Source organism: Halopelagius fulvigenes (genome assembly GCF_055398025.1).
Genome location: NZ_AP043846.1, coordinates 642,352 through 654,685, shown reverse-complemented (window position 1 = coordinate 654,685; position 12,334 = coordinate 642,352). Strand labels below are relative to the sequence as shown.

General features: G+C 65.9%; 18 protein-coding genes and 1 tRNA gene. 2 read left to right on the top strand and 17 right to left on the bottom strand.

Annotation, left to right across the window (positions count from 1 at the left end; all coding sequences use genetic code 11):
- The 12 genes from ACZ522_RS07830 to ACZ522_RS07775 are packed head-to-tail and all read right to left on the bottom strand — an operon-like array spanning window position 1 to window position 6,798.
- Window positions 1-399, bottom strand: coding sequence for a 50S ribosomal protein L14 (locus tag ACZ522_RS07830; RefSeq protein WP_092532658.1), 399 nt, complete (start codon window positions 397-399; stop codon window positions 1-3).
- Window positions 399-725 (bottom strand): 30S ribosomal protein S17, encoded by a 327-nt coding sequence (locus tag ACZ522_RS07825; protein WP_379693176.1) that lies wholly within the window; start codon window positions 723-725, stop codon window positions 399-401. The genes ACZ522_RS07830 and ACZ522_RS07825 overlap by 1 nt, the downstream gene beginning before the upstream one ends.
- The gene (locus ACZ522_RS07820; RefSeq protein ID WP_379693178.1) at window positions 716-1,135 is read right to left on the bottom strand and encodes a ribonuclease P protein component 1; all 420 of its coding nucleotides are present in this window, start codon (window positions 1,133-1,135) and stop codon (window positions 716-718) included. Before ACZ522_RS07820 ends, ACZ522_RS07825 begins: the two co-directional genes overlap by 10 nt.
- 7 nt (window positions 1,136-1,142) lie before the next feature.
- A complete protein-coding gene (rpmC, locus tag ACZ522_RS07815; protein WP_379693180.1) occupies window positions 1,143-1,361 on the bottom strand; it encodes a 50S ribosomal protein L29 in 219 nt (72 codons plus the stop codon).
- Window positions 1,362-1,364: 3 nt separating this feature from the next.
- Complete coding sequence (locus tag ACZ522_RS07810) at window positions 1,365-2,318, bottom strand: 30S ribosomal protein S3 (RefSeq protein WP_379693183.1); 954 nt, start codon at window positions 2,316-2,318, stop codon at window positions 1,365-1,367.
- A complete protein-coding gene (locus ACZ522_RS07805; RefSeq protein ID WP_092532673.1) occupies window positions 2,318-2,779 on the bottom strand; it encodes a 50S ribosomal protein L22 in 462 nt (153 codons plus the stop codon). Before ACZ522_RS07805 ends, ACZ522_RS07810 begins: the two co-directional genes overlap by 1 nt.
- 3 nt (window positions 2,780-2,782) lie before the next feature.
- A complete protein-coding gene (locus tag ACZ522_RS07800) occupies window positions 2,783-3,208 on the bottom strand; it encodes a 30S ribosomal protein S19 (protein ID WP_379693187.1) in 426 nt (141 codons plus the stop codon).
- A 3-nt stretch (window positions 3,209-3,211) separates the two neighbouring features.
- Window positions 3,212-3,940: a 50S ribosomal protein L2 gene (locus ACZ522_RS07795; protein WP_379693189.1), complete on the bottom strand. Its 729-nt coding sequence runs from the start codon at window positions 3,938-3,940 to the stop codon at window positions 3,212-3,214.
- Between the two features lie 2 nt (window positions 3,941-3,942).
- Complete coding sequence (locus tag ACZ522_RS07790; RefSeq protein ID WP_379693191.1) at window positions 3,943-4,194, bottom strand: 50S ribosomal protein L23; 252 nt, start codon at window positions 4,192-4,194, stop codon at window positions 3,943-3,945.
- Window positions 4,191-4,937, bottom strand: coding sequence for a 50S ribosomal protein L4 (gene rpl4p / locus ACZ522_RS07785; protein ID WP_379693194.1), 747 nt, complete (start codon window positions 4,935-4,937; stop codon window positions 4,191-4,193). The genes ACZ522_RS07790 and rpl4p overlap by 4 nt, the downstream gene beginning before the upstream one ends.
- Before the next feature lie 3 nt (window positions 4,938-4,940).
- Complete coding sequence (locus tag ACZ522_RS07780) at window positions 4,941-5,957, bottom strand: 50S ribosomal protein L3 (protein ID WP_379693196.1); 1,017 nt, start codon at window positions 5,955-5,957, stop codon at window positions 4,941-4,943.
- A 4-nt stretch (window positions 5,958-5,961) separates the two neighbouring features.
- Window positions 5,962-6,798 (bottom strand): putative RNA uridine N3 methyltransferase, encoded by an 837-nt coding sequence (locus ACZ522_RS07775; protein ID WP_379693198.1) that lies wholly within the window; start codon window positions 6,796-6,798, stop codon window positions 5,962-5,964.
- A gap of 221 nt (window positions 6,799-7,019) precedes the next feature.
- Here ACZ522_RS07775 and ACZ522_RS07770 point away from each other — a divergent pair.
- Window positions 7,020-7,090 (top strand) — tRNA-Gly (locus ACZ522_RS07770).
- Window positions 7,091-7,394: 304 nt separating this feature from the next.
- On the opposite strand, the gene ACZ522_RS07765 is transcribed toward ACZ522_RS07770, so the two are convergent.
- The 5 genes from ACZ522_RS07765 to ACZ522_RS07745 all read right to left on the bottom strand — a co-directional run bounded on the left by ACZ522_RS07765 (window position 7,395) and on the right by ACZ522_RS07745 (window position 11,839).
- Window positions 7,395-8,681: an L-lactate MFS transporter gene (locus ACZ522_RS07765; protein WP_379693200.1), complete on the bottom strand. Its 1,287-nt coding sequence runs from the start codon at window positions 8,679-8,681 to the stop codon at window positions 7,395-7,397.
- Window positions 8,682-8,738: 57 nt separating this feature from the next.
- Window positions 8,739-9,764, bottom strand: coding sequence for a sensor histidine kinase (locus ACZ522_RS07760; protein WP_379693202.1), 1,026 nt, complete (start codon window positions 9,762-9,764; stop codon window positions 8,739-8,741).
- A gap of 244 nt (window positions 9,765-10,008) precedes the next feature.
- The gene (locus tag ACZ522_RS07755; RefSeq protein ID WP_379693204.1) at window positions 10,009-10,284 is read right to left on the bottom strand and encodes a hypothetical protein; all 276 of its coding nucleotides are present in this window, start codon (window positions 10,282-10,284) and stop codon (window positions 10,009-10,011) included.
- A gap of 50 nt (window positions 10,285-10,334) precedes the next feature.
- A complete protein-coding gene (locus ACZ522_RS07750) occupies window positions 10,335-10,646 on the bottom strand; it encodes a hypothetical protein (protein WP_379693206.1) in 312 nt (103 codons plus the stop codon).
- Window positions 10,647-10,747: 101 nt separating this feature from the next.
- Window positions 10,748-11,839, bottom strand: coding sequence for a YhjD/YihY/BrkB family envelope integrity protein (locus ACZ522_RS07745; RefSeq protein WP_379693208.1), 1,092 nt, complete (start codon window positions 11,837-11,839; stop codon window positions 10,748-10,750).
- Between the two features lie 122 nt (window positions 11,840-11,961).
- Between ACZ522_RS07745 and ACZ522_RS07740 the strand changes: the two genes are divergently transcribed.
- A complete protein-coding gene (locus ACZ522_RS07740) occupies window positions 11,962-12,279 on the top strand; it encodes an MTH1187 family thiamine-binding protein (RefSeq protein ID WP_379693210.1) in 318 nt (105 codons plus the stop codon).
- Window positions 12,280-12,334: the final 55 nt, after the last annotated feature.

Below are 12,334 nucleotides of genomic sequence, written 5' to 3'. Positions count from 1 at the left end.
CTATACGATCATCGTCGCTGTGGACGCGATGCTTCCGAAGCGCTCGGCAACTTCGCGCGCGATGGGACCCTTGATCTCGGTCCCGCGAGGCTCCTCCATCTCGTCGATGATGACGGCGGCGTTGTCCTCGAACTTCACGCGCGTGCCGTCGGGCCGGCGGATGGACTTCCGCTGGCGGATGATGACGGCTTCGAGCACTTGGCGACGCATCTCCGGCGTACCCTTGGTCACCGAGACGGTGACCTTGTTACCGATGCCCGCTTTGGGCTGTCGATTCTTCGTACCCGAGTAGCCGGCCACGCTGATGACCTTCAGTTCGCGTGCGCCGGTGTTGTCGGCGCAGTTGATGAGCGAACCGCGGCCGACGCCCTTCGTGACGTCCGCCTTCAGTGCTTCCATCAGTCGTCACCTCCGACGATCTCGACCACGACGTGAGCCTTGGTCTTCGAAAGCGGTCGGGTTTCTGCGATACGTACCGTGTCGCCTTCCGCGAGGTCCATGCACGGGGGTGCGTGGGCCGGAATGCGACTACGCCGCTTCATGTAGCGGTCGTACTTGGGGACGCGAACGTCGTATTCGCGCTCCACAACGACGGTTTTCTCCATGTCAGTGGAGGCGACTGTACCCTCGAGCGTCTGTCCTCGCACGGAAAGCGTTCCGTGGAACGGACAGTTCGCGTCGGAGCAAGCCTCCTCCGGTTCTTCTACGTTCAGTCCTATCGCCATGTTGTGTCACCTGCCTTCTCTGTTCGCAAGGCGGGTCGTGAGAGCAGACGTGCGCCATCCACCGTAACGTAGGCCGCGCCCTGGCAACCGTCAGACTGACCGGCTAATCCGCCGGCAGTTTCCGAGGGAAGTTTGGACGCGGTCCCCGACGCCTTCTCGGCGTCGGCGGCTTCATCTGTGCGCACGGACCCCGTGTCGGGGTCTGTCGCGGACGGAATCTCGAACCGCAGGGTCGCGCCCTGCTTCGGCACCTGACTGACCCGAGAGCCCGTGTCGACGTGCAGCGTGCGCATCGTCTCGACGACGATACGCCCCGCTATCCCGACCAAGTCGGGGTTCGCGGCGTCTACGACCTCCACGCGGAGGCCGTTGAGTTCGTGTCGCGTGAGGGTCTCGGGTGTCAGTGCCATCGGTTCGTTACTCCTCTTCGTCGTCGAAGTCGCCCTCTTCGCGCTGAATCGTCTTGATGCGCGCGATGGTCGACTTCAGTTCGCTGACGCGGCCGGGGTTCTCCGGCGCGCCGCCGGCCGCCTGCACGGCCTTCGTGTTCAGCAGTTCCGTTTCGAGCTCCTCGACTTCCGCCTCGCGTTCGGCGGGAGTCATGTCTCGAATCTCTTCGGGGTAGAGTATCGCCATGGATTACTCCTCCGTTTCCTCTTCGTCGGCGTCGGCCTCGGCTTCCGCCTCGGCGTCTTCCTCGTCCGTCTCTTCCATCTCGGCGACGAGGTCCGCCGCTTCCTCTTCGACGTCTTCGTCGAGCTCGTCGAGCTCTTCCTCGTCCGCTTCGTCGTCGGCCTCGGCGGACTCCTCTTCGGCGGGAGCCTCCTCGGTCTGCTCGACGACTTCCTCGACGATCTCCTCGTCGATGACCTCCGAGGGGTCCTCGTCGGGGACGTCGACGTCTTCCTGTTCGACCTCGGGGACCTCCTCGGGTTCGTCTTCGAGGAGTTCCTCGACGCCTTCGGTCTCCGCGGTCTGTTCGACCGGTTCGACCTCCGCCTCGTCGTCGATCTCGAAGTCGTCGGGGAGGACCGCTCCCGGCGGGATGATCTTGACCGTGACGCCGATGGTGCCGAGCTTCATCACGGCGACGCCCTGTCCCTCGTCTACGATCTCCTGGGCGGGTTCGCCGTTGTGCTTGATGTAGCCGCGGTTGAACTTCTCCACGCGCGAGCGCGCGCCGGTGACCTTCCCGGACAGGACGATTTCGGCGCCGAGTGCGCCGGCGTCCATGATGCGGTCGATGGTCGTGTGGCCCGCCTTCCGGAAGTACCAGCCGCGTTCGAGCGCGTTGGCGAGGCGGTCCGCGACGATCCGCGCGTTGAGGTCGGGTTCGTCGACCTCCTGAACGTCGATCTGCGGGTCGTCGAGGTTGAAGCGGTTCTCGAGTTCCTTGGTCACCTTACGGATGTTCTTCCCGCCCTTGCCGATGACCATACCGGGCTTCTCGGCCTTGAGGACGATCTGGGTCCCCATCGGGGTCTTCGCGACCTCCATGCCGCCGTAGCCGGCGCGGCCGAGTTCGTCCGCGAAGAACTCGTCTATCTGGGACCGCTGGAGTCCGTCTTCGATGAACTGGTGTTCGTCAGCCATTATTCCTCGACCTCCTCGATGATGAGTTCGACGTCACAGAGCGTGGTGTTGAACGGGTCCGCCCGGCCGAAGGCGCGGGGCTTGCGACCCTGCTGTTCGCCCACCTTGTGTGCCGCGACGTGCATGATCTCCATCGCGCGTCCGTCGAAGCCCTGTTCGTCGGCGTTCGACGCGACGTTCTGCAGGAGTTCGAGGAACGCCTTCGAGGCCTTCTCGGGGTAGCGCCCGGCGTCCCAGCCGTCGATGTCGGAGCGGTGTCCGACACCGGTGTTGTGCTGCTTGAACGGGACGGAGCGCTCGCCGTCGATGACGGCCTCGAGGTACTCCTCGGCCTCCTCGACGGTCATGCCCTTGATGGCACGCGAGATGGCCTTGCTGTGCTTGAGGCTTATCGGCCGGTCGCGGAGCATCCCCTTGGCGGAGGTGTCCGGGTCGGCCTTGACGCTGTAGTTGATTCCCATGGGTTATTTGAGCGGCACGAACTTCGAGGACCGGGTCGCGCCGATACCGGCCTGTCCGTGCTCGACCGAGTTACGAGTCAGCTGGAACTCGCCCAGGTAGTGCCCGATCATCTCGGGCTCGATGCGGACGCGCTCGAACGACTGCCCGTTGTACACCGCGAACGTCTTGTCGACGAACGACGGGAGGATGGGCATGTCGCGGAGGTGCGTCCGGAGGGGAGAGTCGGCCGTCTCCTGAGGGTCCGCTTCGCGGACGTCCTCGAGGAGTTTCTCGTGTTGGCGCGAGAGTCCTCGCTTGATGGTTCGCCGCTGACGTGCGGGAAGCAGTTCCACTACCTCTTCGAGCTCCATCTCCTGCAGCTCGTCGAGCGTGTAGCCGCGGTAGGTGAACTCCTCACCTTCACGGCCGGTACGGTATTCCGAACTCATGGTTTAGTTGCCTCCTTTGCCGCCGCGACCGGTGCGCTTGGAGGCGATGTCGCCGACCTTCCGGCCCGGCGGTGCGTTGCGCGAGACGGACTTCGGGCGGCCGGGGTGCTGGCGGCCGCCGCCACCGAACGGGTGATCGACCGCGTTCATGGCGACGCCGCGAACCCGCGGCCACTTGATGCCGCGCGCCTTCATCTTGTGGTGTTTCTTTCCGGCCTTCACGAACGGCTTCTCCGTGCGGCCGCCACCGGCGACGACGCCGATGGTGGCGCGGCACTCGGGGTTCAGCCGCTTGACCTCGCCCGAGGGCAGCTTCACGACCGCCACGTGGCGGTCGTGGGTGAGAAGCTGCGCGCTCGTACCCGAGGCGCGGGCGAACTTGCCGCCGTCGCCGACCTGGCTCTCGACGTTGCAGACCGGGACCCCTTCCGGAATCTCGGCCAGCGGCAGCGTGTTGCCGGGCTTGATTTCGGCGGACACGCCGACTTGGATCTGGTCGCCGACAGCGATGCCCTCGGGCGCGAGGACGAGTCGCTGGTCGCCGTCGTCGAACTCGACGGCCGCGACGGGTGCGCTGCGGGCCGGGTCGTGTTCGATATCGACGATGGTACCGGAGACGGTGTCCTCCTCTTCAGACTTCTTGTGCGATAGTTCGGCCTTGTAGCGGTGCGACGGAGCCCGGAACGTGGGCGTGCCGCGTCCGCGACGTTGGCCTTGAATTCGTCGTCCCATTGTTAGAACACTCCGATTCGCGAGGCGACTTCCTGCGCGTCGTCGTCGTCGCTCAGACGAACGGTTGCCTTCTTCGTGCCCTTCGGAGTCACCTGCGTGTTGATCTTCTCGATGGACACGTCGTAGCGCGATTCGATCTCCTCGACGATCTCCGGCTTCGCCGCGTCGAGGTCGACGATGAACTGGAGCTTGTTGTCGAAGTCCATCTCGTTCATCGCCTTCTCAGTGACGAGGGGGTGGCGGATGACGCTCATCGGTCGGCCACCTCCTCGATCGCGCTCTCGGTGAAGACCGTCAGGCGACCGGCGTGCGTGCCGGGCGCGAGGTCCTCGGCGTTGACGTCGGACGCCGTCGCCACGTCGACGCCGGCGAGGTTCCGAGCCGCCTTCGAGGGCTCCTCGCTGGTGACGAACAGGATGGACTTCGGTCGCGTGTACTTGCGACCGCGGGCCTTGCCCTGTCCGGCCTTGATCTTCTTGTTGTCCTCGGAGCGTTCGACGTCCGCGTAGACGCCGATCGATTCGAGGAAGGAGACGACCTCCTTCGTCTTCACGAGGTCCTCGAACTCGTCGGAGACGACGAGGGGGAGTTCGACGTCGTCGTCGAACCGGTGTCCTCGCTCGGAGACGAGTTCGGGGTCCGCCGTGGCGGCCAGCGCCGACCGGACGGCGAGTTTCCGCTCCTTCTTGTTGATGTCCTTCCCCTGGTCCTTCTCGGCCTTCGGCGGGTGCGCCTTGCGGCCGGAGACCGCGTGCGGGACGCGTCGGGCGACGCCGTTCTGGCGCGGGTCGTGGGACATGCCGCGACCGCTACCCATGGACTCGGCGGGAGTCCGCATCCCGGCGTAGGGGTCGGAGCCGTACGCCTGCTTTCGGTTTGCCTGCGCGGCGATGACTGCACGCTTGATGAGGTCCGGACGGTAGTTCGTCTCGAAGACCTCGGGGAGGTCGAGCGTGCCCGCCTCGTCGCCGTTCAGGTCGCGAATTGTTGCCTTCATTGGTTATCCCTGGTTCGATGCCGTGGAGACGTAGCGCACCTCGGGGTCGAGGCGCGGTTGGTCGTTCGGTCGGACGGCCGGGCGGAAGCGCAGGAGGCGCTTGTTCGGGCCCGGCAGCGAACCCTTCACGAGCGCGTACGGGCCGTCGACTTCGCCGTAGTTGACGAAGCCGCCGTCCACGGACGCGTCCGCGCCCTCACCGATGTCGATGAGGCGCTTGTTGAGTTCCGTCCGCTGGTGGTAGCCGGTCTGCCCCTGCTGGGGGACCGTCGAGCGGACGCGGGAGGGGTTCCACGGGCCGAGGTTACCGATGCGGCGCCGCCACCCCTGACGGGCGTGCTTGCCCTTCCGCTTCTGGACGCCCCAGCGCTTGACGGGGCCCTGGGTGCCCTTCCCCTTCGTGACGCCGGCGACGTCGAGGTACTCCCCCGCGCGGAACACGTCGGACATCGCGTGCTCGCCTCCCTCTTCGAGGAGGTCGAGACCGAAGTCCAGCCGTTCCTGCACGGAGCCACCGCCGATGCGGTTCTCCATGACGTCGGGCTTCTTCTTGGGGACGTTCTTCATCGGGCCGGGGACCGTGTGGACGATGAGACGCAGGTCGTCGATTTCGCCGTCCTCGACGGCCGAGCGAAGTTCCTCCGCGTCTTCGTCGAAGGAGTCCTCGCTCGGGAGGTCGAGGACGCGGTCGAGTTCGTCGTCGAACTCGGACGCCCACACTTCGGTCACCGGTTGCATTCCGTACGCCGTCTGTTCGTAGGCTCGAAGGGCCACCGCGCGCATGGGTGGGGTCTCGACGACGGTCACCGGAACGGCCTCCTCCATCCCTTCGCGGGGGGAGTTGGACTCGTCGTTGACCATCATCACTTGGGTCATACCGGCTTTGTAGCCGGCGAAGCCCTGGAGACCCGGCGACCCGTCGTCGTCGGGCCACGAGCGGATGCGCGGGATTTCGGAATCCACACGCTTGCGCGGGCTGTAGCCCATCGAACCCTTTCGTGGTCTGCTTGGTTGTGGCATGTTTTCACTCCGTGAGAGTCAGGGGAGCCAGCGACGCGAACATCGCTTCTTCGGTTCGCACCACGTGGCTGCCCTGTCGCGGAATCGTATTGAGCCAGAGGTCGAACCCCGGACCGTCGGAGGGTTCGACTGACACCTCCTCGGCGTCGACGCCGAGGATTTCCGGAAGCCCTCGACCGGGCGACCCGAAGACGACGGTCGCTCCGTCCCGCTCGATGCGGGCGGAGAGGTCCGCCAGTCTTCCGATCGTTAGCGGTTCCCCGAAGCGAGACGTCGCGATAGCGACGCCCGCGTCGGGGCGGTCGAGCGCTTCTTCGAGGTCCATGCGGGACACGTCGAAACCCGGGAGGGGTTCGTCGACGATCCGCGCACGGACCGGTTCTCGCGAAGAGATCCTGATGGCGACGCGCTCCCCCTCTCGCACCTCCATATCCGATGGGGTGTAGAGGGAGACCGGGTGTTGCATTCCGCAATTGACCCGAACGCGACCGTCAGGTCCGACCTCGGTCACGATTCCCTGTTGTAACGACCCCGAATCGTCTGATTCGGAGCCGGTCGTAGACGCGACGCGCAGGGGTGGTAAGACACCGACGTACTCCAGTTCGTCGCGCCGCCCCCATACCTCCTTTCGGAGGTACGGCGGCGTGGCGGCGTACCGCAGCACGGTTTCGACGAACCCGCCCCCCCAGCGTCGTTCGCCCTCCGTATCGGGGAAGACGACGAGCCTGTCCGCCCGGAACACCGTCGCCGCGCGGGCGACGTAACCGAGTTTGCGAGTCGCCTCGCGTTTGTCCTCGGCTTCCCGGACGAGGGAGGACGGCACGAGTACGCTGAGTGTCATACCGAGCCCTTCATCGTCACGTCTAGACTGTACTCCCACTACCTGAAGCGTGATTAAAAGCCTAGCGAATCGTACTCCGGGCTGTGAGCGCTTCACACCCTCGTCGGCGGGACTTTCGTGCGTGATGAAACCATGGGTGAAGCACCCACGCCATCTGCCGATTCGCAAGTCTTATTTATCAACCCGGCATTACCGATTAATGCAGACGCAGACCACGACACGCGCTGGTAGTGTAGTGGTATCACGTGACCTTGCCATGGTCACAACCTGGGTTCAAATCCCAGCCAGCGCACTTCTCTCGAACTCGACTCGACGAGCGCCGAGTCTCGTCTCGGCGCGACACCGAGTTGGGCGAATGCGGAGACGCTGAGATTTGAATCAGCGAGCGAACGGAGTTCTCGTGAGCCGGAGGCGAACGAGAGCACGGAAGAACGGAGTTCTTCCGGAGTGAGCGAGTGAGTTCAAATGCCGGCGAAACTACGTCTCGCCGACGTTCACCGCGCTTCGCTCGGTGAACTCCCCGCCAGCGCACTTATCTGAAAAACCACACGACGAGCGACCTCCGTGTCACTCGCCCCTGTCTGTCGTCTCGGTCGTCAGTCGGTCGTGGAGACGGTGCCCTCGCCGGGGCGACTCGCCTCTCTGACGCTCCTGATACGCCAGTAGAGGACGCCGACGGTGATCAGACCGACGACGACGAGGGCGTTGATGATGTAGAGGGCCGTCGTGTAGTTACCCGTCGCTTCGAGGACTATCGAGGCGATCTGCGGGCCGGCGACGCCGGCTGCGCTCCACGCCGTGAGCGCGTAGCCGTGAATCGCGCTGACCTCGTCGGTGCCGAAGAGGTCGCTGAGGTACGCCGGGAGGCACGCGAATCCGCCGCCGTAGCAGGTGATGACGAGGAACATGAGCCCCGCGAGGAGCCAGACGCCGGCGACCTGCGGCATCACGAAGAAGGCGGCGATCTGGATGACCATGAACGCCGCGTACGTGGTGGTCCGGCCGATGTAGTCCGACAGGGTGGACCAGAAGATCCGGCCGCCGCCGTTGAAGATGCCGATGTACCCGGTGATGAACGCGGCGGTCGTGGCGGTCGCCCCGCCGATCTGCTGGAGCATCGGCGACGCGAACGCGAGGAGCATGATGCCCGCGGTGACGTTGATGAAGATGACGAGCCAGAGCAACCAGAAGCGCGGCGTGGTGCGCGCTTGCGCCGCGGTGAGGACGTCGAGGCCGGAAAGCGCCCCGGTGGCTTTCTCGTGTGCGCCCTCCACGTCCTGCATGTCCTCGGGGAGCCATCCCTCGGGGGGCTTCGCGAGGTAACTCGCGCCGAGCGTCATCAGGGCGAAGTAGAGGGCACCGAGCGCGAAGAAGGCCGTCGCGACTCCGTAGTTCTGGATGAGGAAGTTACCCAGCGGCCCGGTGAGCAGCGCGCCTGCACCGAAGCCCATGACCGCGAGACCGGTCGCCATGCCGCGCCGGTCGGGGAACCACTCGACGAGCGTCCCGATGGGCGAGATGTACCCGAGGCCGAGCCCCATCCCGCCGACGACGCCGAACGTGAAGAGGAACAGCGGGAGGCTTCCGATCATGACGCTCACTCCCGATCCGATCATCCCCAGACCGTACAGGACGGCCGCGGCGAGGCCAGACTTCCGCGGGCCGTACTTCTCGACGTACTTGCCGAGGAAGGCGGCGGTGACCCCGAGAACGAAGATGGCTATCGAGAACGCGAGCGTGACTTGGGAGGTCGCCCACCCCTCCGCGTCCCGCAGCGGAATCTGATAGATGCTGTACGCGTAGATGCTACCGATCGACAGGTGAATCGCAACGGCCGACAAGGCGATCAACCAACGATTCTTGCCGGGATCGGTGCGTGACATACCCAGTCATGCATTACGAATTATCATAAATATCATGGCCCCCGGAGGTCGCGCGAGTCATCGACTCGCCGAAGGCGCGGGCGACTTGTCCGCGGAGGCGGTCCGAGACTCGGTCGTCTCGGCGTCGGGGCGCGGGAACTCGACGCTGAACACGCTCCCCTCCGGCCCGGTTTCGGTGAGTTCGACGTTCGCCTGGTAGCGGTCGGCCAACCGACCGATGATGGTGAGGCCGATGCCGTGGTCGGTTCTCCCCGTCGTGCTCTCGAAGAGGGCGTCGCGTTCGACTTCGGGCACGCCGGGGCCGTTGTCGGCCACCCGCACGGTCACCGTCTCGGCGGTCGCCTCCACGGTCACGGTGACGCGCGGCGGCCGGACGTCGTTGTGTTCGACCGCGTTCGCGAGCAGATTCGAGAAGATGCGCCGGAGAAGGTCGTCCGCCATCACGTACACGTCGTCCGGGACCGCCGCCTCGGTCTCGACGTCCTCGTAGCGGTCCCGCACCTTGAGGAGCTCGTCGTCCAGAACCTCGCTGAGGTTCACCCGGCGCAGGGTGGGTTCCTCCTCGATGGTCAGAAGCAGTAGCCGAACGTCCTTCGTGACCCTCGTGAGGTCGGTGGCCTGCCGACCGATGACGCCCGCGTACCGCCGAGTCGTCGTCTCGTCGCCCGCCACGTCGTCGAGGAGTTCCGCGTACCCCTCGACGACGTTGGCCGTGTTCAGCACCTCGTGGCGGAGCAACGCGTTGAGGTAATCGAGGAGTTCGCGCCGCCGTTCGAGCTCCTCGGCCCTGACGGAGGAGCGTTGAGCGATGGCCTCGCGGTGTATCGCCTTCGCCTCGTAGTACCCGATGAGAAAGCCGATGCCCGCGCCGAAGCTGACGGCCCACCGCGCCCACCCGAGGAACTGAATCACGCCGCCCGGCGGCATCGCCACCATCAGACCGACGTTGATGAGGACGAAGACGGTCGTTCCACCGAGACACCACTTCAGGATGCGGCGGTATCGCCTCTGAGAGAACGGCGACTGGGCGAGTTTGTACCCGCCCGCTATCAGTCCGACGACGACCGGGATACACGTCACCACTCCGACTATGAACGGGAGGGAGGCGGTATATCCATAGACGAAAGAGAGGTAGATCTCGATACCGAGAACAACGCCCAAAAGGACACCGAGCCCCGTTACGACCTGCGGAACCCGGCCACGAATCATTATCGATTTTGGTAAGGAAACGGAATGGTATAATAGTAACGACAGTATCGCCGCCGCGTTCGTCGTCGCCGCGTCAGTGTCACTCGGGCCGGCCGAACGGCGGGGCGATTCGCGAGACTCACTCCTCGCCGATACCGAGGCCCAGCGTGTTCGCCGTCTCGACGCGGGCGAGTCCGTCCATCGAGCAGAGCGCTTCGACGCCCTCCTCGGGGAGGGTCACCAGAAACGACCCGAAGCGGAGTTCGTCCGCCACCGACCCGCCGACGTCCGCCACGGCGGCCGCTATCGCGGACCGGTCGACGTCGGAGTCCTCGTCGGGTTCGACGACCAGCGACGCCGTCTCGCCGGGCATCGGGTCGTCGCACATCCGCCGGACGGGGTGTGAACGGTACATGTCCGAATCGACGGACGCGACCGTAAAAAAAGCGGAGCGCCTGCGTCGAATCAGTCCTCGGGCCAACAGGAGAGCGACCGCCGCCCCGCGGAGCAGTCGGGGCAGGACGGCGGGAACGCGTCCGCCGACCCGACGCCCTCGCAGTCCGTGCAGTACCAGACGAGGAACTCCCCGCGGTCTTCTTCCGCGGCGGGACGGGGCGCGACGTCCGGAACCGGACGGACAGTTCGCGGGCGGTGGCGGGTGCGGGCGCGGGCGTTCGCGGCCGTCGCGGGCCCCGTGTCGATGCTGGGTCGGGGGTCGATTCGGACGCGCGGGCGGCGGTGCGACGGGCGTTGTCGCGGGGAGGTTCGGGAACTCATACTACTCGTATGCATCCTTAGACTATAAAGTCAGAGTATCACCTATGTATGCGGAACGTGAGTGTCTCCGTCGCACGCCGTTCTCTCCCGCGTCGCGTCCGTCACCCCTCGTCTCCGTCCCCGCCTTCGTCGGCGGGGTACCACCGGAGTTCGACGCTCACCGGGCCGCCGGGGAGGACGTACGACGCCTCCGTATCGACGGCGACGCCGTCGGGGGGCGGCAACTCGACGGACTCGCCGTCCGCGGTGACGACGACGGTGTCGGCGTCGTCGAGGAGTCCGTCGAGTCGCTGGACGGCGACGACGAGTTCGCGCCGCGTGGCGCGGACGCCGTCGCCCCCGGCGGGGGGGACGCCCCCGAACGCGGGTTCGAGGTTGGCGTCGCGGCTCCGGTTCGAGAGGACGGCGTTGACGACTGCGCCGAGGAGGATGACGAGGCCGCTGAAGTAGAGCCACGTCAGGAAGACGAGGATGCCCGTGATGGCGCTACTGTTCGGCGCGGTGCTTGAGAGGGAGAGGTAGACCTGAAACAGCGACTGGAACGCCGCGAGGCCGACGGCGGCGACGAGCGTTCCGGGCAGCACTTCGAGGACGCCCACGTCCGCGTCCGGGAACACGTAGTACATCGGGTAGAACGCGAGCGCGAGTCCGAGGATGCCGACGAGGCGCGCGAGAATCCACTCGAACGGTCCGGCACCCGCCACGACGCCCGAGACGACGCCGTCGACGGTACTGCCGACGACGACGGCCGCCGCGAAGGAGAAGAGGACGAGGAGTCCGTCGGCGAGTTGGTCGAGAAACGAGTTCTCCGACTCGGACTCGTAGATGCCGGAGAAGGCCGTGTCGAGGCCGCGGAAGATGCGGAGTGTCCCCCACAGGAGGACGACGCCGCCGAACAGCGACACGCTGGTCGAGCGCGCGGCGTCGGTCAGTTCGGAGACGAACTCGTCGCGCGCGCCCTCGGTGAGGACGGCCCCCGCGGCGGCGACGACGCTCTCGTAGAGGCTCTGGTCGCCGACGGCGGAGACGACGACGAGCAACAGCAGAAAGAGCGGAAGCAGCGAGACGAACGCGTGGTACGCGATGCTCCCGGCCACGAACGGTAACTTCTCCGCCCGCGCCTCATGGACGATTGCGCGCGCGACGGCGACGACGCGCGAGGCGCGCCGACCGCGGTCGGACTCCCTCACCATACTCGTGTGTCCCGCGTGCGGTACCAAAAGCCGACGGCGGTTCGTCCGCCTCCGTCCGGACTCCGACCCGACCGGGCCGAATCGGACATAGTCTCAAGGCCCACGCACGCGTAAGTACGCATATGACCGTCATCGCACTGCTGAGCGTGGCACCGGTCGTCGAAGGGAGCATGTCCGACCAGGTGGCGGCGGCCGTCGCCGCCCTGGACGAGTTCGACGTCTCCTACGAGACGAACCCGATGGGGACGGTGATAGAGGCCGACGACGTGGACACCCTGTTGGACGCCGTCGGCGCGGCCCACAAGGCCGTTGACGGCGACAGGGTCAGCACGTTCCTCAAGATAGACGACAAGCGCGCGTCGGACCAGAGCGCCGCGGACAAGGTCGCGGCCGTCGAGGAACACCTCGGCCGCCCCGCGAGGAGGGACAGAGGCGAGTAATCGTCGCCGTCGGCCTCCCTCCGAGGCGAACTACCAACTCCTTTAGGACGTGACG

Bases quoted from the DNA above. Each gene is read 5' to 3' on its own strand.
- ACZ522_RS07790 (WP_379693191.1), bottom strand. From the start codon at position 4,194: ATGAGCGTCATCCGCCACCCCCTCGTCACTGAGAAGGCGATGAACGAG.
- ACZ522_RS07830 (WP_092532658.1), bottom strand. From the start codon at position 399: ATGGAAGCACTGAAGGCGGACGTCACGAAGGGCGTCGGCCGCGGTTCG.
- ACZ522_RS07755 (WP_379693204.1), bottom strand. From the start codon at position 10,284: ATGTACCGTTCACACCCCGTCCGGCGGATGTGCGACGACCCGATGCCC.
- ACZ522_RS07740 (WP_379693210.1), top strand. From the start codon at position 11,962: ATGACCGTCATCGCACTGCTGAGCGTGGCACCGGTCGTCGAAGGGAGC.
- rpl4p (WP_379693194.1), bottom strand. From the start codon at position 4,937: ATGAAGGCAACAATTCGCGACCTGAACGGCGACGAGGCGGGCACGCTC.
- ACZ522_RS07795 (WP_379693189.1), bottom strand. From the start codon at position 3,940: ATGGGACGACGAATTCAAGGCCAACGTCGCGGACGCGGCACGCCCACG.
- ACZ522_RS07805 (WP_092532673.1), bottom strand. From the start codon at position 2,779: ATGGGAATCAACTACAGCGTCAAGGCCGACCCGGACACCTCCGCCAAG.
- ACZ522_RS07800 (WP_379693187.1), bottom strand. From the start codon at position 3,208: ATGAGTTCGGAATACCGTACCGGCCGTGAAGGTGAGGAGTTCACCTAC.
- rpmC (WP_379693180.1), bottom strand. From the start codon at position 1,361: ATGGCGATACTCTACCCCGAAGAGATTCGAGACATGACTCCCGCCGAA.
- ACZ522_RS07780 (WP_379693196.1), bottom strand. From the start codon at position 5,957: ATGCCACAACCAAGCAGACCACGAAAGGGTTCGATGGGCTACAGCCCG.
- ACZ522_RS07810 (WP_379693183.1), bottom strand. From the start codon at position 2,318: ATGGCTGACGAACACCAGTTCATCGAAGACGGACTCCAGCGGTCCCAG.
- ACZ522_RS07765 (WP_379693200.1), bottom strand. From the start codon at position 8,681: ATGTCACGCACCGATCCCGGCAAGAATCGTTGGTTGATCGCCTTGTCG.
- ACZ522_RS07825 (WP_379693176.1), bottom strand. From the start codon at position 725: ATGGCGATAGGACTGAACGTAGAAGAACCGGAGGAGGCTTGCTCCGAC.
- ACZ522_RS07750 (WP_379693206.1), bottom strand. From the start codon at position 10,646: ATGAGTTCCCGAACCTCCCCGCGACAACGCCCGTCGCACCGCCGCCCG.
- ACZ522_RS07775 (WP_379693198.1), bottom strand. From the start codon at position 6,798: ATGACACTCAGCGTACTCGTGCCGTCCTCCCTCGTCCGGGAAGCCGAG.
- ACZ522_RS07820 (WP_379693178.1), bottom strand. From the start codon at position 1,135: ATGGCACTGACACCCGAGACCCTCACGCGACACGAACTCAACGGCCTC.
- ACZ522_RS07745 (WP_379693208.1), bottom strand. From the start codon at position 11,839: ATGGTGAGGGAGTCCGACCGCGGTCGGCGCGCCTCGCGCGTCGTCGCC.